20 protein-coding genes are annotated in these 22284 nt (G+C 60.4%); 13 read left to right on the forward strand and 7 right to left on the reverse strand.

Going from position 1 to position 22284, the window contains the following annotated elements; all coding sequences use genetic code 11:
* Positions 1 to 163 precede the first annotated feature (163 nt).
* Both ACP7CZ_RS17995 and algW read right to left on the reverse strand, forming a co-directional pair.
* Positions 164 to 2257, reverse strand: coding sequence for a TonB-dependent siderophore receptor (locus ACP7CZ_RS17995; protein WP_294151167.1), 2094 nt, complete (start codon positions 2255 to 2257; stop codon positions 164 to 166).
* A gap of 112 nt (positions 2258 to 2369) precedes the next feature.
* Complete coding sequence (algW, locus tag ACP7CZ_RS18000) at positions 2370 to 3530, reverse strand: Do family serine endopeptidase AlgW (protein WP_294151164.1); 1161 nt, start codon at positions 3528 to 3530, stop codon at positions 2370 to 2372.
* A 101-nt stretch (positions 3531 to 3631) separates the two neighbouring features.
* On the opposite strand from algW, the gene ACP7CZ_RS18005 reads away from it, so the two are divergent.
* From ACP7CZ_RS18005 to cysN, 3 genes are all read left to right on the forward strand, one after another.
* Positions 3632 to 4390: a Nif3-like dinuclear metal center hexameric protein gene (locus ACP7CZ_RS18005; protein ID WP_054896878.1), complete on the forward strand. Its 759-nt coding sequence runs from the start codon at positions 3632 to 3634 to the stop codon at positions 4388 to 4390.
* A gap of 253 nt (positions 4391 to 4643) precedes the next feature.
* Positions 4644 to 5561, forward strand: coding sequence for a sulfate adenylyltransferase subunit CysD (gene cysD, locus ACP7CZ_RS18010; protein ID WP_054896879.1), 918 nt, complete (start codon positions 4644 to 4646; stop codon positions 5559 to 5561).
* Positions 5562 to 5570: 9 nt separating this feature from the next.
* Positions 5571 to 7469: a sulfate adenylyltransferase subunit CysN gene (cysN, locus tag ACP7CZ_RS18015; RefSeq protein ID WP_294151158.1), complete on the forward strand. Its 1899-nt coding sequence runs from the start codon at positions 5571 to 5573 to the stop codon at positions 7467 to 7469.
* A gap of 192 nt (positions 7470 to 7661) precedes the next feature.
* Here cysN and ACP7CZ_RS18020 read toward each other — a convergent pair whose 3' ends face one another.
* The 3 genes from ACP7CZ_RS18020 to ACP7CZ_RS18030 form a co-directional block, all read right to left on the reverse strand.
* Positions 7662 to 8561 (reverse strand): acyltransferase, encoded by a 900-nt coding sequence (locus ACP7CZ_RS18020; RefSeq protein WP_034128062.1) that lies wholly within the window; start codon positions 8559 to 8561, stop codon positions 7662 to 7664.
* Positions 8562 to 10661, reverse strand: coding sequence for a phosphate acetyltransferase (pta, locus tag ACP7CZ_RS18025; protein ID WP_003188396.1), 2100 nt, complete (start codon positions 10659 to 10661; stop codon positions 8562 to 8564). It lies immediately after the preceding gene.
* A 79-nt stretch (positions 10662 to 10740) separates the two neighbouring features.
* On the reverse strand, positions 10741 to 11028 hold the full coding sequence (locus tag ACP7CZ_RS18030; RefSeq protein WP_102666761.1) for a DUF3565 domain-containing protein: 288 nt from the start codon (positions 11026 to 11028) through the stop codon (positions 10741 to 10743).
* Here ACP7CZ_RS18030 and ACP7CZ_RS18035 point away from each other — a divergent pair.
* On the forward strand, positions 11027 to 11512 hold the full coding sequence (locus tag ACP7CZ_RS18035) for an FKBP-type peptidyl-prolyl cis-trans isomerase (RefSeq protein WP_003188398.1): 486 nt from the start codon (positions 11027 to 11029) through the stop codon (positions 11510 to 11512). The genes ACP7CZ_RS18030 and ACP7CZ_RS18035 overlap by 2 nt on opposite strands.
* 263 nt (positions 11513 to 11775) lie before the next feature.
* On the opposite strand, the gene rpsT is transcribed toward ACP7CZ_RS18035, so the two are convergent.
* On the reverse strand, positions 11776 to 12054 hold the full coding sequence (gene rpsT / locus ACP7CZ_RS18040; protein ID WP_003188401.1) for a 30S ribosomal protein S20: 279 nt from the start codon (positions 12052 to 12054) through the stop codon (positions 11776 to 11778).
* Between the two features lie 253 nt (positions 12055 to 12307).
* Between rpsT and murJ the strand changes: the two genes are divergently transcribed.
* The 6 genes from murJ (at position 12308) to ispH (ending at position 19829) form a co-directional block, all read left to right on the forward strand.
* Entirely contained in the window at positions 12308 to 13846 is a 1539-nt protein-coding gene (gene murJ, locus ACP7CZ_RS18045) for a murein biosynthesis integral membrane protein MurJ (protein WP_054919406.1), read from the forward strand.
* Positions 13847 to 13965: 119 nt separating this feature from the next.
* Positions 13966 to 14904, forward strand: a complete 939-nt coding sequence (gene ribF, locus ACP7CZ_RS18050) for a bifunctional riboflavin kinase/FAD synthetase (protein WP_003188404.1) — start codon at positions 13966 to 13968, stop codon at positions 14902 to 14904.
* Between the two features lie 14 nt (positions 14905 to 14918).
* Positions 14919 to 17750, forward strand: a complete 2832-nt coding sequence (gene ileS / locus ACP7CZ_RS18055) for an isoleucine--tRNA ligase (protein ID WP_054896881.1) — start codon at positions 14919 to 14921, stop codon at positions 17748 to 17750.
* Complete coding sequence (lspA, locus tag ACP7CZ_RS18060) at positions 17743 to 18255, forward strand: signal peptidase II (RefSeq protein ID WP_003188406.1); 513 nt, start codon at positions 17743 to 17745, stop codon at positions 18253 to 18255. The genes ileS and lspA overlap by 8 nt, the downstream gene beginning before the upstream one ends.
* Before the next feature lie 7 nt (positions 18256 to 18262).
* Positions 18263 to 18700: an FKBP-type peptidyl-prolyl cis-trans isomerase gene (locus tag ACP7CZ_RS18065; RefSeq protein ID WP_169855857.1), complete on the forward strand. Its 438-nt coding sequence runs from the start codon at positions 18263 to 18265 to the stop codon at positions 18698 to 18700.
* Positions 18701 to 18881: 181 nt separating this feature from the next.
* On the forward strand, positions 18882 to 19829 hold the full coding sequence (gene ispH / locus ACP7CZ_RS18070) for a 4-hydroxy-3-methylbut-2-enyl diphosphate reductase (RefSeq protein ID WP_032893637.1): 948 nt from the start codon (positions 18882 to 18884) through the stop codon (positions 19827 to 19829).
* On the opposite strand, the gene ACP7CZ_RS18075 is transcribed toward ispH, so the two are convergent.
* Positions 19783 to 20364: a GspH/FimT family pseudopilin gene (locus tag ACP7CZ_RS18075; protein WP_054896883.1), complete on the reverse strand. Its 582-nt coding sequence runs from the start codon at positions 20362 to 20364 to the stop codon at positions 19783 to 19785. The genes ispH and ACP7CZ_RS18075 overlap by 47 nt on opposite strands.
* Before the next feature lie 197 nt (positions 20365 to 20561).
* Here ACP7CZ_RS18075 and pilV point away from each other — a divergent pair, with 197 nt between their 5' ends.
* Genes pilV through ACP7CZ_RS18090 form a run of 3 tightly spaced genes read left to right on the forward strand, consistent with a single transcriptional unit; the run spans position 20562 to position 22284 of the window.
* Entirely contained in the window at positions 20562 to 21044 is a 483-nt protein-coding gene (gene pilV / locus ACP7CZ_RS18080) for a type IV pilus modification protein PilV (RefSeq protein WP_034128056.1), read from the forward strand.
* The gene (locus tag ACP7CZ_RS18085; protein ID WP_072447008.1) at positions 21041 to 21748 is read left to right on the forward strand and encodes a PilW family protein; all 708 of its coding nucleotides are present in this window, start codon (positions 21041 to 21043) and stop codon (positions 21746 to 21748) included. The genes pilV and ACP7CZ_RS18085 overlap by 4 nt, the downstream gene beginning before the upstream one ends.
* A gap of 5 nt (positions 21749 to 21753) precedes the next feature.
* The gene (locus tag ACP7CZ_RS18090; RefSeq protein WP_034128054.1) at positions 21754 to 22284 is read left to right on the forward strand and encodes a pilus assembly PilX family protein; all 531 of its coding nucleotides are present in this window, start codon (positions 21754 to 21756) and stop codon (positions 22282 to 22284) included.

A 22284-nucleotide genomic window follows, 5' to 3' on the forward strand; every position in this document is an offset into this window, starting at 1 on the left:
GGCGTCCTGCCGGGTTACCCACGAATTCAAGCCTGCGTTCGGCCAGCGTGGTTTAACGGGGCGCCTGAGATCAAGATCACAAGCAGATCAAGATCAAGAGCGGCTCGCTTCGCATCGTGATTACCTATGGTCATCGCAGGCAAGCCACACATTTTGACTGTATCTACAGATTAAGGGTCAGGCTAACTGTGAAGTTGCGCGGCTCACCCGGGTTGACCCAATAGCTGCTGTAGGACCGCTCGTAGTACTTTTCATTGAACAGGTTGTTGAGGTTCAGCCCCACCGTCACATTCTGCGTAGCCTTGTAATGTGCCAGCAAATCCACGGTGTGGTAGGCGGGCAGTTCGAAACCCGTGCCGGCTTCGCCTGAGCGGTCACCTACATAGGTGAACGCTGCGCCCAGGTCTGAGCCACGCAACGCGCCTTCCTGGAACTCATACACGCCCAACACACTGCCACTGCGCTTGGCCACGCCCAGAATGCGGCTGCCCGTAGGAATGGTTTTGTCGCCCTTGGTCACTTCAGCGTCGATGTAGGCCAAGGCGCCGATCACGCGGACTGCGTCGGTCACTTGCCCGGTTACTTGCAGATCGAACCCCTGGCTGCGGGCCTTGCCCATGGCGCGGTTGAGGTTGGTCGCTGGGTCCAGGGTCAGCACGTTTTCCTTTTCGATATGAAAGGCCGCCAGGGTAGCGCTGAGGCGGTCATCAAACAGCTCGCTCTTGACCCCCACCTCATAACCCACGCCTTCTTCGGGCTTGAAGGACTTGCCAGCGGCATCCAGGCCGCTATTGGGCTTGAACGACGTGGAGGCGTTGGCAAACACGCCGATTTCTGGCGTGAGCTGGTAGAGCAGGCCGGCGCGCTGAGTGAAGGCGTCGTGGGTTTGGCGGCCCTTGGCGTGGTTGCGGGTGAAGTCGTCGGTGCTTTGTTCGAAGTGTTCGAAGCGCGCACCGATCATGCCGCGCAGGCGGTCGGTGAAGATGATCTGGTCTTGCAGGTTGAGTGCGTGGCTTTTGGTCTGTTCGAAGAAGTCGGTACCGGAGCGTTTGCCGTTGGGTTTGGGCTGGCCGTACACCGGCTTGTAGATGTCGATGGGATAGTCCCCTGCGATCGCCGTCACGCGCTCTTTCTTGCGGTAATCCTCGTACTCGGTACCGATCAACAGTTCATGTTGCCAACTGCCGATATCGAACACCCCGCGCAGTTCCAGCTGGGTGATGCTGTCATGCCAACCGGTGGAGCGTTCACGGTAGCGGCGATTGACGCTGTGGCCGTCTGCGTTCAACGCTCGGCTTTCCGAAGCATCGCCCCACAGGCTGCCTTGCTTGTAATGGCTGGCCAGGCGCAGTTTCCAGGCGTCGTTGAGGTGGTGTTCCAACGCCGCCTGAATGCGGTTGTTGTGGTTGCGGATATTGCCGTCGTTGGGCTCGCCGAGGAAGGTGGAATGGGACATGCCGGTATTGGCGACGATGCCTCGGTCGAAGGTGGAGCTGTGGCGCACGAACTCACTTTCCACCAGCAGGGTGGTGTCCGGGTCCAGTTGCCAACTGAAGGAGGGCGCGACAAACACACGCTTGGCGTCCACGTGATCGCGAAAGCTTTGGTTGTCTTCAACGGCCAGGTTCACTCGCGTCAGCACGCGCCCCTCGCTGTCCAGCGGCGTATTCACATCCAGCGCCGTGCGGTAGCGGTCCCAACTGCCTGCGCTGGTCTGCAGCGTGGTGAAGGCCTCGGGCTGTGGTTTCTTGGTGACGATATTTACCGTGCCGCCGGGATCGCCACGCCCATACAGGCTGGCGGCGGGGCCCTTGAGCACTTCAATGCGCTCGATATTCGCCGCGTCCGGGGTACTGGGGTAACCACGGTTGGCGCTGAAACCATCCTGGTAGAACTCGGACGTGGTGAAGCCGCGCACGCTGTATTCGTAGAGGGTCAGGCCGCCGAAGTTGTTTTGCTTGGATACGCCGCCAGCGAATTCCAGGGCGCGCTCCACGCTGGTACTGCCCAGGTCTTTGAGTACCGTGGCGGGAATCACGCTGATCGATTGCGGGATGTCGCGCAAGGCCGTGTCGGTCTTGGTCGCACTGGCAGAGCGGGTGGCACGGTAGCCGTCGACCGGGCCGGTGGCGGATTCATAGGCGTCGGAAGTGACGCTGATGGTGTCCAGTTCCAGGGTGTTTTCTTCGGCGTAGGCAGGGTCGAGCAGCAAACCCAGGGCCAGGCCGGCGAAGGGCACAAACTTTCGAGACGGCATGATAGAGCGTTCCAATAGCGATATTGAAACAATATAACATGCCTAATGAGAATGAATCGCTAAGAAATGTAGCCTTACCAGCGCCCGCGAGCGGGCGCTAGGATCGCGACAGTTATTGCTCTTCTTTCACTGGCGCGGTCGCCGGTGGTGGGCGCAGGCCGATTTCCGCCGACAGTTTGATCTCCTTGCCGTTGCGCATCACCAGGATCGCCACCTTGTCGGTCGGCTTGATCCGCGCCACCTGGTTCATCGACTTGCGGCCATCACCCGCCGGGGCGCCGTCGATGCTGAGGATCACATCGCCCAGTTGCAGGCCGGCTTTCTGCGCCGGGCCGTCGCGGAAGATCCCCGCTACCACGATGCCTGGACGCCCGGTCAGGCCAAATGACTCGGCCAGTTCCTTGGTCAAGGGCTGTACCTCAATGCCCAGCCAGCCGCGAATCACCTGGCCGTGCTCGATGATCGACTTCATCACTTCCATCGCCAGCTTCACCGGGATCGCAAACCCAATGCCCTGTGAGCCGCCAGACTTGGAAAAAATCGCGGTGTTGATGCCAGTCAGGTTGCCATTGGCGTCCACCAGCGCACCGCCCGAGTTGCCGGGGTTGATCGCGGCGTCGGTCTGGATGAAATCTTCGTAGCTGTTAAGGCCCAACTGGTTACGCCCGGTGGCGCTGATGATGCCCATGGTCACCGTTTGCCCCACCCCGAACGGGTTGCCGATGGCCAGGGCCACATCGCCCACGCGCAAACCGTCGGAGCGGCCGAGGGTGATGGCCGGCAGGTTCTTCAGATCAATTTTGAGTACCGCAAGATCAGTTTCCGGGTCGCTGCCCACCACGCGGGCCAGGGTTTCGCGGCCGTCACGCAGGGCCACCACGATCTGGTCGGCGCCCGTGGTCACATGGTTGTTGGTGAGGATGTAGCCCTCGGGGCTCATGATCACGCCGGAGCCGAGGCTGGATTCCATGCGGCGCTGCTTGGGGCCGTTGTCACCGAAGTAGCGGCGAAATTGCGGGTCTTCAAACAACGGATGCGCGGGCTTGTTGATGACCTTGGTGGTGTACAGGTTGACCACCGCAGGGGCCGCGATGGTGACCGCGTCGGCATAGGTGACCGGGCCCTGGACCACTGTGTTGGTCTGCGGCGCCTGTTGCAGGTTCACATCCAGTGTGGGCAGGCCCACCCACTGGGGATAACGCAGGATAATCAGCATCGCGATCAGCACGCCAGCCAACAATGGCCATCCAAAAAAACGCAGTGCCTTGAGCATCAAGTAAGTCCTGACAGGTTGCAGGGGGCGGGAGAGCGCCCATAATGTCGCGCATTATACGAGGCTGTGACGCCTGCGAACGGGATATTTAGGAGTCTTTTATGGCCGTGCCCCTTACTACCCTCGTCGAGGAAGCCGACCGCTACCTCGGCAGCGCCAAAATTGCCGATTACTGCCCCAATGGCCTGCAGGTCGAGGGCCGGCCCCAAGTGATGCGCATCGTCAGCGGCGTGACCGCCAGCCAAGCCCTGCTGGACGCCGCCATCGAAGCCAAGGCCGACCTGGTGCTGGTGCACCACGGTTACTTCTGGAAGGGCGAAAACCCGTGCATCACCGGCATGAAGCAGCGCCGTCTCAAAACCCTGCTCAAGCATGACATCAGCCTTCTGGCCTACCACTTGCCCCTGGACCTGCACGCCGATGTCGGCAACAACGTGCAACTGGCTCGCCACCTGGATATCACCGTCGAAGGCCCGCTGGACCCCGGCAACCCAAAAATCGTCGGCCTGGTCGGCTCCCTGGCCGAGCCCTTGTCACCTCGTGACTTCGCCCGTCGCGTGCAGGACGTGATGGGTCGCGAACCGCTGCTGATCGAAGGCAGCGAGATGATTCGCCGCGTCGGCTGGTGTACCGGTGGCGGCCAGGGCTACATCGACCAGGCGATTGCCGCGGGTGTCGATTTGTACCTGAGCGGTGAAGCGTCTGAACAGACCTTCCACAGCGCCCGGGAAAACGACATCAGCTTCATCGCCGCCGGCCATCACGCCACCGAACGCTACGGCGTGCAGGCCTTGGGCGACTACCTGGCGCGGCGCTTTGCCCTGGAGCATCTGTTCATCGACTGCCCCAATCCGATCTAAAGCACAGCATTGAACACTGTGGGAGCTGGCTTGCCTGCGATACAGGCACCGCAGCCATTCAGGCTCACCGAGGTGAGGCCATCGCAGGCAAGCCAGCTCCCACACTTACAGTGTTAAAGCCCAAACTGGCCGGCATATTCATATATCGTTTCGGTCTAGCTGGCGCCCTAAATAGAAGAAGTTGCTGTGCTAGCATGCCTCGCTCGAACACGGCCCGCTGGCCGTCCATAAGATCGTTTTTCCGTGAGTAACCATGGTCGACAAACTGACGCATCTGAAACAGCTGGAGGCGGAAAGCATCCACATCATCCGCGAGGTCGCCGCCGAGTTCGATAACCCGGTGATGCTCTACTCGATCGGTAAAGACTCCGCCGTGATGCTGCACCTGGCACGCAAGGCCTTCTTCCCGGGCAAACTGCCATTTCCGGTGATGCACGTCGACACTCGCTGGAAATTCCAGGAGATGTACAAGTTCCGCGACAAGATGGTCGAGGAGCTGGGCCTGGACCTGATTACCCACATCAACCCCGATGGCGTGGCGCAGAACATCAACCCGTTCACCCACGGCAGTGCCAAGCACACCGATATCATGAAGACCGAGGGCCTCAAGCAGGCGCTGGACAAGCATGGTTTCGACGCAGCATTCGGCGGTGCCCGTCGCGATGAAGAGAAATCCCGTGCCAAAGAGCGCGTGTATTCGTTCCGCGACAGCAAGCACCGTTGGGACCCGAAGAACCAACGCCCGGAGCTGTGGAACGTCTACAACGGCAACGTCAACAAGGGCGAGTCGATCCGCGTGTTCCCGCTGTCCAACTGGACCGAGCTGGACATCTGGCAGTACATCTACCTGGAAGGCATCCCGATCGTGCCGCTGTACTTCGCCGCCGAGCGCGACGTGATCGAGAAGAACGGCACGTTGATCATGATCGACGACGATCGCATCCTCGAGCACCTGTCCGAGGAAGACAAAGCCCGCATCGTCAAAAAGAAAGTACGTTTCCGCACCCTTGGCTGCTACCCGTTGACGGGCGCGGTGGAGTCCGAAGCCGAGACGCTGACGGACATCATTCAGGAAATGCTCCTGACGCGAACTTCCGAGCGCCAGGGCCGTGTCATCGACCACGATGGTGCAGGCTCGATGGAAGACAAAAAACGTCAAGGCTATTTCTAAGGGGCTGTCATGTCGCACGTATCTGATTTGATCAGCGAGGACATCCTCGCCTACCTGGGCCAGCACGAGCGCAAAGAGATGTTGCGCTTCCTGACCTGCGGCAACGTCGACGACGGCAAGAGCACCCTGATCGGGCGCCTGCTGCACGACTCCAAGATGATCTACGAGGATCACCTGGAAGCCATTACCCGCGACTCGAAAAAGTCCGGCACCACCGGTGACGATATCGACCTGGCGTTGCTGGTCGATGGCCTGCAGGCCGAGCGTGAGCAGGGCATCACTATTGATGTTGCCTATCGCTATTTCTCCACCGCCAAGCGCAAATTCATCATCGCCGACACACCCGGCCATGAGCAGTACACCCGCAACATGGCCACTGGTGCGTCCACCTGTGACCTGGCGATCATCCTGATCGACGCCCGCTACGGCGTGCAGACCCAGACCCGTCGCCACAGCTATATCGCCTCGTTGCTGGGTATCAAACACATCGTTGTGGCCATCAACAAGATGGACATCAACGGCTTTGACCAAAGCGTATTCGAGTCGATCAAGGCCGATTACCTGAAGTTCGCCGAAGGTATCGCATTCAAGCCAAGCACCCTGGCCTTCGTGCCGTTGTCGGCGCTCAAGGGCGACAACGTGGTGAACAAGAGCGAGCGTTCGCCCTGGTACACCGGGCAGTCGCTGATGGAGATCTTGGAGACTGTCGAGATCGCCAATGATCGCAACTACACCGACCTGCGTTTCCCGGTGCAGTACGTCAATCGCCCGAACCTGAACTTCCGTGGGTTTGCCGGCACCCTGGCGAGTGGCATCGTGCACAAGGGCGACGAGGTGGTGGTATTGCCGTCGGGCAAGAGCAGCCGCGTCAAATCCATCGTCACCTTTGAAGGTGAGCTGGAACACGCAGGCCCAGGCCAGGCCGTGACCTTGACCATGGAAGACGAGATCGACATCTCCCGTGGCGACCTGTTGGTGCATGCCGACAACGTGCCGCAAGTGACCGACGCCTTCGACGCCATGCTGGTGTGGATGGCCGAAGAACCGATGCTGCCGGGCAAGAAATACGACATCAAGCGCGCCACCAGCTACGTGCCGGGTTCCATCACCAGCATCGTGCACCGCGTGGACGTAAACACCCTGGCCGAAGGCCCGGCGAGTTCGCTGCAGCTCAACGAGATTGGCCGGGTCAAGGTCAGCCTGGACGCCGCCATCGCCCTGGACGGTTACGACAGCAACCGCACCACCGGCGCGTTCATCGTGATCGACCGCTTGACCAACGGCACGGTGGCCGCGGGCATGATCATCGCGCCACCGGTGGGTCATGGCGGCGCTGCGCAGCACGGCAACCTGGCGCATGTGGCCACCGAAGAGCGCGCCCTGCGTTTCGGCCAGCAGCCTGCCACGGTGTTGTTCAGCGGCTTGTCGGGCGCTGGCAAGAGCACTCTGGCCTATGCGGTCGAGCGCAAGCTGTTCGACATGGGACGGGCGGTGTTCGTGCTGGACGGCCAGAACCTGCGTCACGACCTGAACAAAGGGTTGCCGCAGGACCGTGCCGGGCGTACCGAGAACTGGCGTCGTGCGGCTCATGTGGCGCGTCAGTTCAACGAAGCCGGCCTGCTGACCCTGGCGGCTTTCGTTGCGCCGGATGCCGAAGGCCGTGAACAGGCCAAGGCGCTGATTGGTGCGGACCGACTGCTGACCGTCTACGTGCAGGCATCGCCGTTGGTGTGCGCCGAGCGTGACCCGCAAGGGTTGTACGCGGCCGGTGGGGATAACATCCCTGGCGAATCCTTCCCCTATGACGTGCCGTTGAATGCCGACCTTGTGATCGACACCCAGGCGTTGTCGCTGGAAGACAGCGTCAAGCAAGTGCTGGAGCTGTTGCGTCAGCGCGGCGCGATCTAAGCTTTATAACCGCACAAAAAAGCCCGCCACCGAGTGATCGGTGGCGGGCTTTTTACATATTCTCAAATGTGAACTCGGTCAATGTGGGAGCTGGCTTGCCTGCGATGGCGGACTGTCAGTTTATTTATCCTTAGCTGATCCACCGCTATCGTAGGCAAGCCAACTCCCACATTAACTTGCTTCCACATGTGATCAGCGGCTGGCCGGAAAGTCTTTGTGAAGCTGCTCCAGCAATGCATCCTTGTCTTGCCACAACTGGTTGATCCAGCCCTGGAACGCTAACCGATATTCCCCATCCTGCTCATAATTCTTGCCGATGAACTCGGCCGGGATCTGCACCTCTTCAAAGTGCACCACCACGTCCTTCACGTTGCCGCACAGCAAGTCCCAATAACCTGGGCGCCCGCCGGGGTAGTGGATGGTCACATTGATCAGTGATTTGAGCTGCTCGCCCATGGCATCCAGTACAAACGCAATGCCGCCCGCCTTGGGTTTAAGCAGGTAGCGAAACGGTGATTGCTGCTGCGCATGCTTGCTCGGCGTAAAGCGTGTGCCTTCAGCAAAGTTGAAAATTCCCACGGGGTTGTCGCGAAACTTCGCACAGGTCTTGCGCGTGGTTTCCAGGTCTTTGCCTTTCTTCTCCGGGTGCTTCTCCAAATATGCCTTGCTGTAGCGCTTCATGAAGGGAAAGCCCAGTGCCCACCACGCCAGGCCAATCACCGGGACCCAGATCAGCTCTTGCTTGAGGAAGAACTTCAGGGGGCGAATGCGCCGATTGAGCACGTACTGCAACACCATGATGTCGACCCAGCTCTGATGGTTGCTGGTCACCAGGTACGAGTGCTGGTAGTCCAGGCCCTCAAGGCCAGTCAGGTGCCAGCGCGTACGGCGCACCAGGTTCATCCAGCCCTTGTTGTTGGTAACCCAGGCTTCGTGGGTGTGGTTCATCAGCCATTCGCTCAGGCGCTTGGCGAACGGCAGCGCCTTGAACAGCGCCACGATAAACAGAAACGAACACAGCAGGATCGTGTTCAGCGCCAGCAACAGCGAAGCGATCACCCCGCGCACGGCGGCAGGTAGAAAATCCAGCATTTAGATATCCATGGGTCGGTTGGCGGCTTGGATCGCCGTCAGGGCGATGGTGTACACGATGTCGTCCACCTGGGCGCCACGTGGCAGGTCATTGACCGGTTTGCGCAGGCCCTGAAGCATCGGCCCCAGGCTCACGCAATCGGCGCTGCGTTGTACGGCTTTGTGGGTGGTGTTGCCGGTGTTCAGGTCCGGGAATACAAAGACGGTGGCCTTGCCCGCCACCTGGCTGTTGGGCGCCAGTTGTCGGGCGACGTTTTCGTTGGCGGCGGCGTCGTATTGCAACGGGCCGTCGATCAGCAACGAACTTTGTTGTTCGTGGGCGAGCAGGGTGGCTTCGCGGACTTTTTCCACCTCCTCGCCGCTGGCCGAGTCACCGCTGGAGTAGCTGATCATCGCCACCCGTGGCGTGATGCCGAACGCCGCCGCCGAGTCGGCGCTTTGCAGGGCGATTTCCGCCAGTTCCGCAGCGCTTGGGTGCGGGTTCATCACGCAGTCGCCGTACACCAGCACCTGCTCGGGGAACAGCATGAAGAACACCGACGACACCAGGGTGCAGCCCGGCGCGGTCTTGATCAGCTGCAGCGCCGGGCGAATGGTGTTGGCGGTGGAGTGAATCACGCCGGAGACCAGGCCATCCACTTCGTCGAGGGCGAGCATCATGGTGGCGATCACCACGGTGTCTTCCAGTTGCTGCTCGGCCATGGGCGCGTTGAGGCTTTTGCTCTTGCGCAAGGCGACCATTGGCTCCACGTAGCGTTGGCGAATCAGGTCGGGGTCGAGAATCTCCAGGCCTTCGGGCAGGTCGATACCTTGGGCGCGGGCGACTGCCTCCACATCCGCAGGCTTGGCCAACAGCACGCAACGGGCAATGCCGCGGGCCTGGCAGATCGCGGCGGCCTGTACGGTCAGCGGCTCGCTACCTTCGGGCAACACGATGCGTTTGTTGGCGGCCTGGGCGCGTTGGATCAACTGGTAACGGAACACTGCCGGCGACAGGCGCATCTCCCTTGGCGTGCCGCAGCGCTGGTGCAGCCAGCGCGCATCGAGGTGGCTGGCGACGAAGTCGGTGATGATTTCCGCACGCTCGCGGTCATCGATAGGGATTTCCTTGTTGAGGCTATTGAGCTGGTTGGCGGTGTCATAGGAGCCGGTGCTCACCGACAACACCGGCAACCCGGCCTGGAAGGCGCCTCGGCACAGATCCATGATGCGTGGGTCGGGCAGGGTGTCGCTGGTCAGCAGCAGCCCGGCCAGCGGCACGCCATTGATGGCGGCCAGGCTGACGGCGAGGATGATGTCATCGCGATCTCCCGGGGTTACCACCAACACACCGGGTTTGAGCAGCTCGACAGTGTTACGCATGGTGCGCGCGCAAATGATGATCTTGGTCATGCGCCGGCTTTCGTAGTCGCCGGCGTTGAGGATCTGCGCGCCCATCAGGTCGGCCACGTCGCGGGTGCGCGGGGCATTCAGCTCGGGTTGGTAGGGGATGCAGCCGAGCAGCCGGAAATCACCGCTGCGCAACAGCGGCGAATGCTCTTTGAGGCGCGCCGAGAAGGCTTCCATGCTTTCGTCGGTGCGTACCTTGTTGAGAATTACGCCCAGCACTTTCGGGTCTTTGGGGCCGCCAAACAGTTGGGCCTGCAATTCCACACGGCCGGAAAGCTCGGTGAGCACTTCATTTTCCGGCGCCGAGACCAGGATCACTTCCGCGTCCAGGCTCTTGGCCAGGTGCAGGTTGACCCGTGCCGCGTAGCTGGCGCTGCGGGTCGGCACCATCCCTTCGACGATCAGCACGTCTTTGCCTACGGCTGCCTGTTGGTAAAGGGTGATGATCTCTTCGAGCAACTCATCGAGCTGGCCGTCGCCGAGCATGCGCTCTACGTGAGCCAGGCCCAGGGGCTGCGGCGGTTTCAGGCCGTGGGTGCGCGCCACCAGCTCGGTAGAGCGTTCCGGCCCGGTATCGCCAGGGTGTGGCTGGGCAATGGGTTTGAAAAAGCCGACTTTCAGGCCGGCCCGTTCCAGTGTGCGCACCAGCCCAAGGCTGATGGAGGTCAGACCCACACCAAAATCGGTGGGCGCGATAAAAAAAGTCTGCATGCGAATTCTCTGGAGGTGCATGGCTTGGGTGGCGCTCTATGGGTGAGTGCCTACCGCGAATCAGGCGCCAAGGTTATCGTTATTCGTGCCCTTGCGCACACCAGCCGCACGCAAAGGCCTGGCCTATTTTTTCAAGGCGTTGCGCGGGGTCGAGCACCCAGGCGCGTGACTGCCAGGGCGGCTGGTGGCGCAGGTGCTGGGTGTGGCCGCAAGACAGCTCGGCCACCCAGTGCCCATCGTCGTCCTGATGAAAACCTGTGATCGTGACCGTTGATCGGCCCCGTCCGTCCGGGTTCCGTTCGCTTTCGGGCAAATCCTTGTTTAGACTTGTCCGTTCTTCATTCTTATGCAAAAGGTCTCGCCCCATGACGATCGCCGCTAACAAGGCTGTCTCCATCGACTATACCCTGACCAACGACGCTGGTGAGGTCATCGACAGCTCCGCCGGCGGCGCGCCGCTGGTTTACCTGCAAGGCGCAGGTAACATCATCCCGGGCCTGGAAAAGGCTCTGGAAGGCAAGAACGTCGGTGACGAACTGACTGTCGCCGTAGAACCTGAAGATGCCTACGGCGAATACTCCGCCGAACTGGTCAGCACCTTGAGCCGCAGCATGTTCGAAGGTGTCGATGAGCTGGAAGTGGGCATGCAGTTCCACGCTTCCGCGCCGGACGGCCAAATGCAGATCGTCACCATCCGCGACCTGGACGGCGACGACGTTACCGTTGACGGCAACCACCCTCTGGCTGGCCAGCGCCTGAACTTCCAAGTGAAGATCGTGGCCATCCGCGACGCTTCCCAGGAAGAAGTGGCTCACGGCCACGTCCACGGTGAAGGCGGTCACCACCATTGATTGTGGTTTGATCAATCGGTAGCAAAAACGCCCCGACTGGTTCGGGGCGTTTTTTTTTGCCTGAGCCCATTGTAGGAGCGAGCTTGCTCGCGAAAAACCTGAGAGCCCCGCTGGGCGCCAGGCTTCCCGCGTCATCGTTAACGATCTTCGCGAGCAAGCTCGCTCCTACAGTTTTCAGGGGCAAACAAAAATGCCCCGGACCTTTCGGTACGGGGCATTTCTTAACTGTTACACAGCCTGGGCTGCGTTGCAGTTGTTACCACTTAGGCTGCAGCAGGAACGCTCAGAGCCTTGATGTGGCCATTCAGGCGGCTCTTATGGCGAGCGGCCTTGTTCTTGTGGATGATGCCTTTATCGGCCATACGGTCGATAACAGGCACAGCCAGAACGTAAGCTGCTTGAGCTTTTTCAGCGTCTTTGGTGTCGATGGCTTTGACTACATTCTTGATGTAGGTGCGAACCATGGAACGCAGGCTGGCGTTGTGGCTGCGACGCTTCTCAGCCTGTTTTGCACGTTTTTTGGCGGAAGGTGTGTTGGCCACCGTCGAGCTCCTCGAAAGACTTTTTAGGAAATAGCAAACAAAATAGGCCGCGAATCATGCCGATGACTTGACGGGTTGTCAAGGGCGGCTGATGCGAACTGCTGAGTGGTCGATCTGAAGAGGCGGGTGATTTATTTCCGGCGCTTGACCTGTAAACTCGCGAGCTTTGGCTCTGTGCTGTTGCAGGCGCGCAGTATCGCATAAGTGGGCGCGTAGTTCGCCTGCTCTTTATCTATAGGCGCAAACTCTTTCAATGAATCTGCTCAAATCGTTGGCTGCGGTCAGCTCTATCACGATGATTTCCCGGGTATTGGGGTTCGTGCGCGACACCCTGCTGGCCCGCATCTTTGGCGCCAGCATGGCCACGGATGCGTTCTTTATTGCCTTTAAACTGCCCAACCTGTTGCGGCGGATCTTTGCCGAAGGCGCGTTTTCCCAGGCGTTCGTGCCGATTCTGGCCGAATACAAGACCCAGCATGGCGAGGAGGCGACTCGTACGTTCATCGCCTACGTCTCGGGTTTGCTGACGCTGGTGCTGATGCTGGTAACCATCGTCGGGATGCTCGCCGCGCCCTGGGTGATCTGGGCCACGGCGCCCGGTTTTGCCAACACGCCGGAAAAGTTCGCGCTGACCACTGATCTGCTGCGGGTGACCTTTCCTTATATATTGCTGATTTCCCTGTCTTCGCTCGCCGGGGCGATCCTCAATACCTGGAATCGTTTCTCGGTACCGGCCTTTGTGCCGACCTTGCTGAACGTCAGCATGATTATTTTTGCGCTGTTCCTTACCCCGTATTTCGATCCACCCGTCATGGCCCTGGGCTGGGCAGTCCTGGCCGGCGGGCTGGCACAGTTGCTGTACCAACTGCCACACCTGAAGAAAATCGGCATGCTTGTACTGCCGCGCTTGAACCTCAAGGATTCCGGCGTCTGGCGCGTGATGCGCAACATGCTGCCGGCGATCCTCGGGGTGTCGGTCAGTCAGATTTCCCTGATCATCAACACCGCGTTCGCCTCGTTGCTGGTGTCCGGCTCGGTGTCGTGGATGTACTACGCCGACCGCCTGATGGAATTGCCATCCGGTGTGCTGGGCGTGGCGTTGGGCACGATCCTGCTGCCGACCCTGGCGCGTACATACGCCAGCAAGGATCGCCAGGAATACTCACGCATACTCGATTGGGGCCTGCGCCTGTGCTTTCTGCTGGTGTTGCCGTGCGCCCTGGCCCTGGGCATCCTCGCCGAGCCGCTGACGGTCTCGCTGTTTCAATACGGGCAGTTCGACGCCCATGACGCCTTGATGACCCAGCATGCGTTGGTCGCCTACTCTGTCGGCCTGCTCGGCATTATCGTGATCAAGGTGCTGGCGCCCGGCTTCTATGCCCAGCAAAACATCCGCACGCCGGTGAAAATCGCGATTTTTACCCTGGTTGTCACGCAACTGCTCAACCTGGTGTTTATCGGCCCGTTGGCCCACGCCGGCCTGGCCTTGGCGATCAGCGCGGGGGCATGCATAAACGCAGGTCTGCTGTTTTACCAATTGCGCAAAAAACAGATGTACCAGCCGCAGCCAGGCTGGGGGGTGTTTGCGCTCAAGTTGCTGGTGGCGGTAGCAGCGATGTCGGTTGTGCTGTTTGGCCTGATGCACATCATGCCGGCCTGGGGCCAAGGCAATATGCTGGAGCGCTTCATGCGCCTGGGCGCATTGGTAGTGGCGGGCGTGGTGGTGTACTTCGGGATGTTGCTGTTGCAGGGTTTCCGCCTGCGTGATTTCAATCGCAAGTCGTTGGGATAGAGAGTTTGCCGCGATAAAACGGTTGTTTTATCGATTCGATCCATTTGGCCTGCGCTGTTGCCTGTCGTCCGGGGCTGGGTGTGGTTATAATCGACCACTTTATGAGCAAGAAGCGCGTTATGCAGCTGGTTCGAGGTCTCCACAACCTGCGCCCCGAGCATCGGGGCTGCGTCGCCACTATTGGCAACTTTGACGGTGTTCACCGTGGCCACCAGGCTATCCTGGCTCGGCTGCGCGAGCGTGCGGTCGAGTTGGGCGTGCCCAGCTGCGTGGTGATTTTTGAGCCACAACCGCGGGAGTTCTTTACTCCGGAAACGGCGCCGGCACGCTTGGCGCGCTTGCGGGACAAGTTGCAGCTGTTGGCGGAGGAGGGCGTGGACCGTGTCCTCTGCCTGGCATTCAACCAGCGTTTGCGCAGCCTCAGCGCCGCCGAGTTCGTCGACCGCATCCTGGTGGACGGCTTGGGTGTGCAGCACCTGGAGGTCGGCGACGACTTCCATTTCGGTTGTGACCGGGTCGGGGATTTCGATTTCCTGCAACATGCCGGTGTGAATCAGGGTTTCACTGTCGAGGCCGCGCAAACCGTCGAACTGGACGGCCTGCGCGTGAGCAGCACCCAGGTGCGTAACGCCCTAGCCGCCGCCGACTTCGACCTGGCCGAGCGTTTGCTCGGCCGCCCGTTCCGCATTGCCGGACGGGTATTGCACGGCCAGAAGCTGGCGCGCCAATTGGGCACGCCAACCGCAAACGTGCAACTCAAGCGCCGTCGTGTGCCGCTGACCGGGGTTTACCTGGTAAGTGTCGACATCGATGGCCAATCGTGGCCGGGAGTCGCCAATATAGGCGTCAGACCCACGGTTGCAGGTGATGGCAAGGCCCACCTGGAAGTTCACCTTTTGGATTTTGCCGGTGATTTATACGACCGGCGTTTGACGGTGGTTTTCCACCAGAAGCTGCGTGAAGAGCAGCGTTTCGCCTCCCTGGAGGCGTTGAAAACGGCGATCAATGCGGATGTCGCCGCCGCCCGTGCACTAGCCGCACCTAGCGCCCATCGCTAACCGAAGAGCCTTAAATGACCGACTATAAAGCCACGCTAAACCTTCCGGACACCGCCTTCCCAATGAAGGCCGGCCTGCCACAGCGCGAACCGCAGATCCTGCAGCGCTGGGACAGTATTGGCCTGTACGGAAAGTTGCGCGAAATTGGCAAGGATCGTCCGAAGTTCGTCCTGCACGACGGCCCTCCTTATGCCAACGGCACGATTCACATCGGTCACGCGCTGAACAAGATTCTCAAGGACATGATCCTGCGCTCCAAGACCCTGTCGGGCTTCGACGCGCCGTATGTCCCGGGTTGGGACTGCCACGGCCTGCCGATCGAGCACAAAGTCGAAGTGACTTATGGCAAGAACCTGGGCGCGGACAAGACCCGCGAACTGTGCCGTGCCTACGCCGCCGAGCAGATCGAAGGGCAGAAATCCGAATTCATCCGCCTGGGTGTACTGGGCGAGTGGGACAATCCCTACAAGACCATGAACTTCAAGAACGAGGCCGGTGAAATCCGCGCCTTGGCTGAAATCGTCAAGGGCGGTTTCGTGTTCAAGGGCCTCAAGCCCGTGAACTGGTGCTTCGACTGCGGTTCGGCCCTGGCCGAAGCGGAAGTGGAGTACGAAGACAAGAAGTCCTCGACCATCGACGTAGCCTTCCCGATCGCCGACGACGCCAAGCTGGCCGAGGCTTTCGGCCTGGCAAGCCTGAGCAAGCCAGCGGCCATCGTGATCTGGACCACCACCCCGTGGACCATCCCGGCCAACCAGGCGCTGAACGTGCACCCGGAATTCACCTACGCCCTGGTGGACGTTGGTGATCGCCTGCTGGTGCTGGCCGAGGAAATGGTCGAGTCGTGCCTGGCGCGTTACGAGCTGCAAGGTTCGGTGATCGCTACCACCACGGGTTCTGCGCTGGAGCTGATCAACTTCCGTCACCCGTTCTATGACCGTCTGTCGCCGGTGTACCTGGCGGACTACGTGGAGCTAGGCGCCGGCACTGGCATCGTTCACTCTGCGCCCGCCTATGGCGTAGACGACTTCGTGACCTGCAAAGCCTATGGCATGGTCAACGACGACATTCTGAATCCAGTGCAAAGCAATGGCGTGTACGCGCCGTCCCTGGAGTTCTTCGGCGGCCAGTTCATCTTCAAGGCCAACCAGCCGATCATCGACAAGCTCTCGGAAGTCGGCGCGCTGTTGCACACCGAAACCATCAAGCACAGCTACATGCACTGCTGGCGCCACAAGACCCCGCTGATCTACCGCGCCACTGCGCAGTGGTTTATCGGTATGGACAAAGAGCCGACCAGCGGCGATACCCTGCGTAACCGCGCGATCAAGGCCATCGAAGACACCACGTTCGTTCCGGCCTGGGGCCAGGCGCGCCTGCATTCGATGATCGCCAATCGTCCGGACTGGTGCATCTCCCGCCAACGTAACTGGGGCGTGCCGATTCCGTTCTTCCTGAACAAGGAAAGCGGCGAGCTGCATCCTCGCACCGTCGAACTGATGGAGCTTGTGGCCCAGCGCGTTGAGCAGGAAGGTATCGAAGCCTGGTTCAAGCTGGACGCCGCCGAGCTGTTGGGCGATGAAGCGCCGCTGTACGACAAGATCAGCGACACCCTCGACGTGTGGTTCGATTCGGGCACCACTCACTGGCACGTGCTGCGTGGCTCGCATCCGATGGGTCACGAGACCGGCCCGCGCGCCGACCTGTACCTGGAAGGTTCGGACCAACACCGTGGCTGGTTCCACTCGTCGCTGCTGACCGGTTGCGCCATCGACGACCACGCACCGTACCGCGAACTGCTGACCCACGGTTTCACCGTCGACGAGAACGGCCGCAAGATGTCCAAATCCCTGGGCAACGTGATTGCGCCGCAAAAGGTCAATGACACCCTGGGCGCCGACATCATGCGTCTGTGGGTGGCCTCGACTGACTATTCGGGTGAGATGGCTGTTTCGGAGCAGATCCTGCAACGCAGCGCCGACGCCTATCGTCGTATCCGCAATACCGCGCGCTTCATGCTGTCGAACCTGACCGGTTTCAACCCGGCCACCGACCTGCTGCCGGCCGAAGACATGCTCGCGCTGGACCGTTGGGCCGTGGACCGTACCCTGTTGCTGCAGCGTGAGCTGCAAGAGCACTACGGCGAATACCGCTTCTGGAATGTCTACTCCAAGATCCACAACTTCTGCGTGCAGGAGCTGGGCGGTTTCTACCTCGACATCATCAAGGACCGCCAGTACACCACCGGCGCCAACAGCAAGGCTCGCCGTTCGGCGCAGACCGCGCTGTACCACATCAGCGAAGCGCTGGTGCGCTGGATCGCACCGATCCTGGCGTTCACCGCCGACGAGCTGTGGGAATACCTGCCGGGCGAGCGTAACGAGTCCGTCATGCTCAACACCTGGTACGAAGGCTTGACCGAACTGCCGGCCGACTTCGAACTGGGCCGCGAGTACTGGGCGGGCGTCATGGCCGTCAAGGTTGCGGTGAACAAGGAACTGGAAGTCCAGCGTGCGGCCAAGGCCGTGGGTGGCAACCTGCAAGCCGAAGTCACCCTGTTTGCCGAGGATGGCCTGACTGCCGACCTGGCCAAGCTGAGCAACGAACTGCGCTTCGTACTGATCACCTCCACCGCGAGCCTGGCACCTTTCGCCCAGGCCCCGGCAGATGCCGTGGTCACCGAGGTACCGGGCCTGAAGCTCAAGGTGGTGAAATCGGCCTTCCCTAAATGCGCCCGTTGCTGGCACTGCCGTGAAGATGTCGGTGTGAACCCTGAGCACCCGGAAATCTGCGGTCGTTGTGTCGATAACATCAGCGGTGAAGGCGAGGTTCGCCACTATGCCTAATGCAGCCAGTCGTTTCGGACGTCTGGGCTGGCTCGTACTGAGCCTGCTGGTGCTGGTTATTGACCAGGTCAGCAAGGCTCACTTCGAGGGCTCCCTGGAAATGTTCCAGCAAATCGTGGTGATTCCGGATTACTTCAGCTGGACCCTGGCCTACAACACTGGCGCCGCCTTCAGCTTCCTCGCTGACGGCGGCGGCTGGCAGCGCTGGCTGTTCGCGGTGATCGCCGTTGTGGTCAGTGCCGTGCTCGTGGTGTGGCTAAAGCGCCTGGGTCGCGACGACACCTGGCTGGCTATCGCGCTGGCCCTGGTGTTGGGCGGCGCGCTGGGTAACCTGTATGACCGCATCGCCCTGGGCCATGTGATCGACTTCATCCTGGTGCACTGGCAGAACCGCCACTACTTCCCGGCGTTCAACTTTGCCGACAGCGCCATCACCGTTGGTGCAATCATGCTGGCGCTGGATATGTTCAAGAGCAAGAAAACCGGAGAAACCGTCAATGACTGATCAGGTATTGGCTGAGCAACGCATCGGCCAGAACACGGAAGTCACTTTGCATTTCGCATTGCGCCTGGAGAATGGCGACACGGTAGACAGCACCTTCGACAAAGCCCCGGCGACCTTCAAGGTTGGTGACGGTAACCTGCTGCCTGGTTTTGAAGCGGCATTGTTCGGGTTCAAGGCGGGCGACAAGCGCAACCTGCAGATCCTGCCGGAAAACGCCTTCGGCCAACCCAACCCGCAAAACGTGCAGATCATCCCGCGTTCGCAGTTCGAAGGTATGGATCTGTCGGAAGGTTTGCTGGTGATCTTCAATGATGCGGCAAACACCGAATTGCCCGGTGTGGTTAAAGCCTTCGATGATGCGCAAGTGACCATCGACTTCAACCATCCGTTGGCCGGTAAAACCTTGACGTTTGATGTTGAAATCATCGACGTTAAAGCGCTCTAACTGACGAAACCGGTTCCTGTGGGGCTGGCTTGTGTGGGAGCTGGCTTGCCTGCGATAGCATCACCTCGGTGTACCTGATACATCGAGACGTTTGCATCGCGGGCAAGCCCGCTCACACAGACGCTTATTCTATAGAGCTGAGTTGATCCAATTTCTTGGCCTGCAAGGCACGAGGCACAGCATGCAAATCAAACTCGCCAACCCCCGTGGCTTCTGCGCTGGCGTGGACCGGGCGATCGAAATCGTCAACCGCGCCTTGGAAGTCTTCGGGCCGCCGATTTATGTGCGCCACGAAGTCGTGCATAACAAGTTCGTGGTCGAAGACCTACGCGCACGCGGTGCGATCTTTGTCGAAGAACTCGACCAGGTACCCGACGACGTTATCGTCATCTTCAGTGCCCATGGCGTGTCCCAGGCCGTACGTACCGAAGCGGCCGGCCGTGGCCTAAAAGTGTTCGATGCCACCTGCCCGCTGGTAACCAAGGTGCACATCGAAGTGGCGCGTTATAGCCGCGACGGTCGCGAATGCATCCTGATCGGCCATGCCGGTCACCCGGAAGTCGAAGGCACCATGGGCCAGTACGACGCCAGCAACGGCGGCGCCATCTACCTGGTTGAAGACGAAAAAGACGTCGCCAACTTGCAGGTGCACAATCCCGACCGCCTGGCTTTCGTTACCCAGACCACCTTGTCCATGGACGATACCAGCCGCGTCATCGATGCCCTGCGCACGCGTTTCCCAGCCATTGGCGGCCCACGCAAGGATGACATCTGCTACGCCACGCAAAACCGTCAGGATGCGGTCAAGCAACTGGCGAATGAGTGTGATGTTGTGCTGGTGGTCGGCAGCCCTAACAGTTCCAACTCCAACCGCTTGCGTGAGCTGGCCGAACGCATGGCCACGCCGGCGTACTTGATCGACGGTGCCGAAGACATGCAGCGCAGCTGGTTCGATGGCGTTGAGCGTATCGGCATCACGGCGGGTGCCTCCGCTCCGGAAGTGCTGGTGCGCGGTGTGATCCAACAGTTGCAAGCCTGGGGTGCTACCGGCGCCGATGAGCTGGCGGGTCGTGAAGAAAACATCACGTTCTCGATGCCCAAGGAACTGCGGGTCCGCTCGTTGCTCTGACGGCCAGGGTGCTGGAATAGCCTCGGCATAATGCCTGTTCGGTCTTGTCATTGCGCAGGCTGACGCGCCCGCTGGGGGCCAGCACGATCTGATACAGGCTCTGTGCCTGGTCCTTGCCACACACATGCACGGTGCCGGCACGAAATCCCCCGCCGGCGAACACTGGCTCCCCCAGGCCGCTGAAGCGCACCTGGCTCGTAACCGGGCCATTACCGGCGACCGGCACGCGCCCATTGCTCTCGCGCTCCAGCAATACCGGATTGTCGTCATCCAGGTGGCCGCGCCCACTCACATCCAGTATCACGCGCCATCCCAGGCTCCAGTCCTCGTCCTTTGCATGAATGACCACCGCCCGGTTACGCGCGATGGCCTCGGTGCGTGCGTAGCGCAGCCCGGAGGCAAGTGCTTGGGCCGCGCTTTGTCGTTGCTGCGATTCAAGCAAACCCTTGAAACCGGGTACGGCCAGTTGCGCGAGAAAACTGGTGACGATCAGCCCCAGCAACATCTCAATCAGGGTGAAACCTTGTTGTTTCATGTGCGTTCCCTCCTTGGGCACGAGTAGGTTTTCTAGGTATAGCGCTTGGTCGTTGGCGCTGGATGATGGCCTTTATGTCCAAAGTATTTCCCTTTGTTCCGGGAGCAGCGCCGCTCGAAAACCGACGCTAGTCTTGGGTCGCACAGCAGGTCTTGCCTGCTTTTTTTCACCGGCCTTCGACATGGATGACGACGGAAATGCCAGCCTGCCAGAACCGATTCCTGCGCGTTGCGCACTCGCGCCAATCCGGCATGACGCTGGTCGAGGTGCTGGTAGCGCTGTTGATTTTGGCGATCGGCCTGATGGGCGCTGCGGTGCTGCAACTCAACGCGCTCAAGTACACCAACAGCGCCAGGATGACCAGCCAAGCCAGTTTTATTGCCTATGACATGCTCGACCGCATTCGCACCAATGCTGGCGCCGATTACACATGGGGCAGGGCGGAGCTGGCGCCGCCCAACACTGCCACCGCCAGCGTGCGTGACCTCGACCTGCACGATTTCGAGGCCAATATCACGGGTTTTGCCGGCGAGGATGCCAAAGGTTCAGTGGTGGTGAACGGGCAAGAGGTCACCATCAGCATCAGTTGGGCGGATGCCCGAGCAGCAAACCGCCCAGGGGCGCGGGAAACCTTCACCCTGACCAGTCGAATCAGTAATGAACAGGGAGTGTCGCAATGAAGCGTCTTGGGCGAGGTTTCAGTCTGGTGGAAGTGTTGCTGGCGCTTGCCATCGGGTTGATCTTGATACTGGGGGCGAGCCAGATACTGATCAGTTCGCGGTTGACCCATGCCAGCCAGCAGGCCGCCATGCTGCTGCAGGATGATGCGCGGTTTGTGCTGAGCAAGATCACCCAGGATATTCGCCAGGCAGGCATGCTGGGGTGTTTGGCCGTGGCCGCTATCGACAATGCTCCGGCTGCCTTTGATCGGCCGATAAGCTGGGAAGCTGCGGGGAGTGCGAAGTCACTGACGCTGGTGACCGCGAATGTCGGCGATGGCGTCGGCAAGACTGACTGGACAGTGTTGTCCGACTGCAAGGAGGCGGCCAGGGCTTATGCAGGCACACCACCCGGAGCCGAACCCGGCCAACTTCGCTTTGGCATACGCCAACTTACCTACACCTACGAATCGGGTCAGTTGAAGATCAGTACCCCGGCAGCACCGGCCAAGGCAGTATTGATGGATAACGTGCGGGCATTCGACGTCAGCTTCGGCATGGCGGCCACCTCGGTATCGACAGTTGTGGTGCGCTATGACAGCCATCCGGCCGATGAGTCGCTGATACGCAGCGTGCGCATTCTCATGACCCTTCAAGATCCCTCTGGGCGGGTGAAGGACCAGACCTACAGTGTCGTGGCGGCACTGCGAAATCGGCTGGGGTAGGGGCAATGACCATGCAGGGCGGTATCCAAATGCGGCAGGCCGGGACGGTGCTGCTGATCAGTCTGGTGTTCCTGTTGGTGCTGTCGCAGGTGGGGCTGTCCTCGATACAGGCTGCGGTCTCCCAGCAAAAAGTCGCGAGCAGCCTCTGGCATCGCAATCAATCGTTTCAATCTGCCGAAAGCGGCCTGAGGTTGGGGGAATCGGCCGTGCAAAAGGTTGGCCAGGCGATGCCTGTCTGCCACTCGATCACCCGTTGTGCGCCGCCTGCTGAAGCGTTTTCCTTGACGGCGGCCGGGACGAACCCTGTCTCGGCGATCACCTGGCTTGCCTTGAAGAATGGGTTTTATGGCATTCAATCCCTCGGCGAGGGTGAAGGGCTGGCTCATTTGCCGTCCCATTCCCTGGCCACGCTTTTTCGAGTCACTTCGGTCGGTCTCGCGGGGCAATCGCGCACGGTGCTGGAGACGGTCTATGCCCGTGTAGAGGAGGGCGGCCGCGTCAGGTTTCGACGGGTCTTATGGCGGCAACTTCAATAA

It is taken from the genome of Pseudomonas sp. DWP2-2, from assembly GCF_049897065.1.
GTDB lineage: Bacteria > Pseudomonadota > Gammaproteobacteria > Pseudomonadales > Pseudomonadaceae > Aquipseudomonas > Aquipseudomonas paracarnis.

What these genes read in the sequence shown, in the direction of transcription:
- ACP7CZ_RS17995 (WP_294151167.1), bottom strand. Translation starts at nt 2,257, where the DNA reads ATGCCGTCTCGAAAGTTTGTGCCCTTCGCCGGCCTGGCCCTGGGTTTG.
- algW (WP_294151164.1), bottom strand. Translation starts at nt 3,530, where the DNA reads ATGCTCAAGGCACTGCGTTTTTTTGGATGGCCATTGTTGGCTGGCGTG.
- ACP7CZ_RS18005 (WP_054896878.1), top strand. Translation starts at nt 3,632, where the DNA reads ATGGCCGTGCCCCTTACTACCCTCGTCGAGGAAGCCGACCGCTACCTC.
- cysD (WP_054896879.1), top strand. Translation starts at nt 4,644, where the DNA reads ATGGTCGACAAACTGACGCATCTGAAACAGCTGGAGGCGGAAAGCATC.
- cysN (WP_294151158.1), top strand. Translation starts at nt 5,571, where the DNA reads ATGTCGCACGTATCTGATTTGATCAGCGAGGACATCCTCGCCTACCTG.
- ACP7CZ_RS18020 (WP_034128062.1), bottom strand. Translation starts at nt 8,561, where the DNA reads ATGCTGGATTTTCTACCTGCCGCCGTGCGCGGGGTGATCGCTTCGCTG.
- pta (WP_003188396.1), bottom strand. Translation starts at nt 10,661, where the DNA reads ATGCAGACTTTTTTTATCGCGCCCACCGATTTTGGTGTGGGTCTGACC.
- ACP7CZ_RS18035 (WP_003188398.1), top strand. Translation starts at nt 11,027, where the DNA reads ATGACGATCGCCGCTAACAAGGCTGTCTCCATCGACTATACCCTGACC.
- ACP7CZ_RS18030 (WP_102666761.1), bottom strand. Translation starts at nt 11,028, where the DNA reads ATGGGGCGAGACCTTTTGCATAAGAATGAAGAACGGACAAGTCTAAAC.
- murJ (WP_054919406.1), top strand. Translation starts at nt 12,308, where the DNA reads ATGAATCTGCTCAAATCGTTGGCTGCGGTCAGCTCTATCACGATGATT.
- ribF (WP_003188404.1), top strand. Translation starts at nt 13,966, where the DNA reads ATGCAGCTGGTTCGAGGTCTCCACAACCTGCGCCCCGAGCATCGGGGC.
- ileS (WP_054896881.1), top strand. Translation starts at nt 14,919, where the DNA reads ATGACCGACTATAAAGCCACGCTAAACCTTCCGGACACCGCCTTCCCA.
- lspA (WP_003188406.1), top strand. Translation starts at nt 17,743, where the DNA reads ATGCCTAATGCAGCCAGTCGTTTCGGACGTCTGGGCTGGCTCGTACTG.
- ispH (WP_032893637.1), top strand. Translation starts at nt 18,882, where the DNA reads ATGCAAATCAAACTCGCCAACCCCCGTGGCTTCTGCGCTGGCGTGGAC.
- ACP7CZ_RS18075 (WP_054896883.1), bottom strand. Translation starts at nt 20,364, where the DNA reads ATGAAACAACAAGGTTTCACCCTGATTGAGATGTTGCTGGGGCTGATC.
- pilV (WP_034128056.1), top strand. Translation starts at nt 20,562, where the DNA reads ATGCCAGCCTGCCAGAACCGATTCCTGCGCGTTGCGCACTCGCGCCAA.
- ACP7CZ_RS18085 (WP_072447008.1), top strand. Translation starts at nt 21,041, where the DNA reads ATGAAGCGTCTTGGGCGAGGTTTCAGTCTGGTGGAAGTGTTGCTGGCG.
- ACP7CZ_RS18090 (WP_034128054.1), top strand. Translation starts at nt 21,754, where the DNA reads ATGACCATGCAGGGCGGTATCCAAATGCGGCAGGCCGGGACGGTGCTG.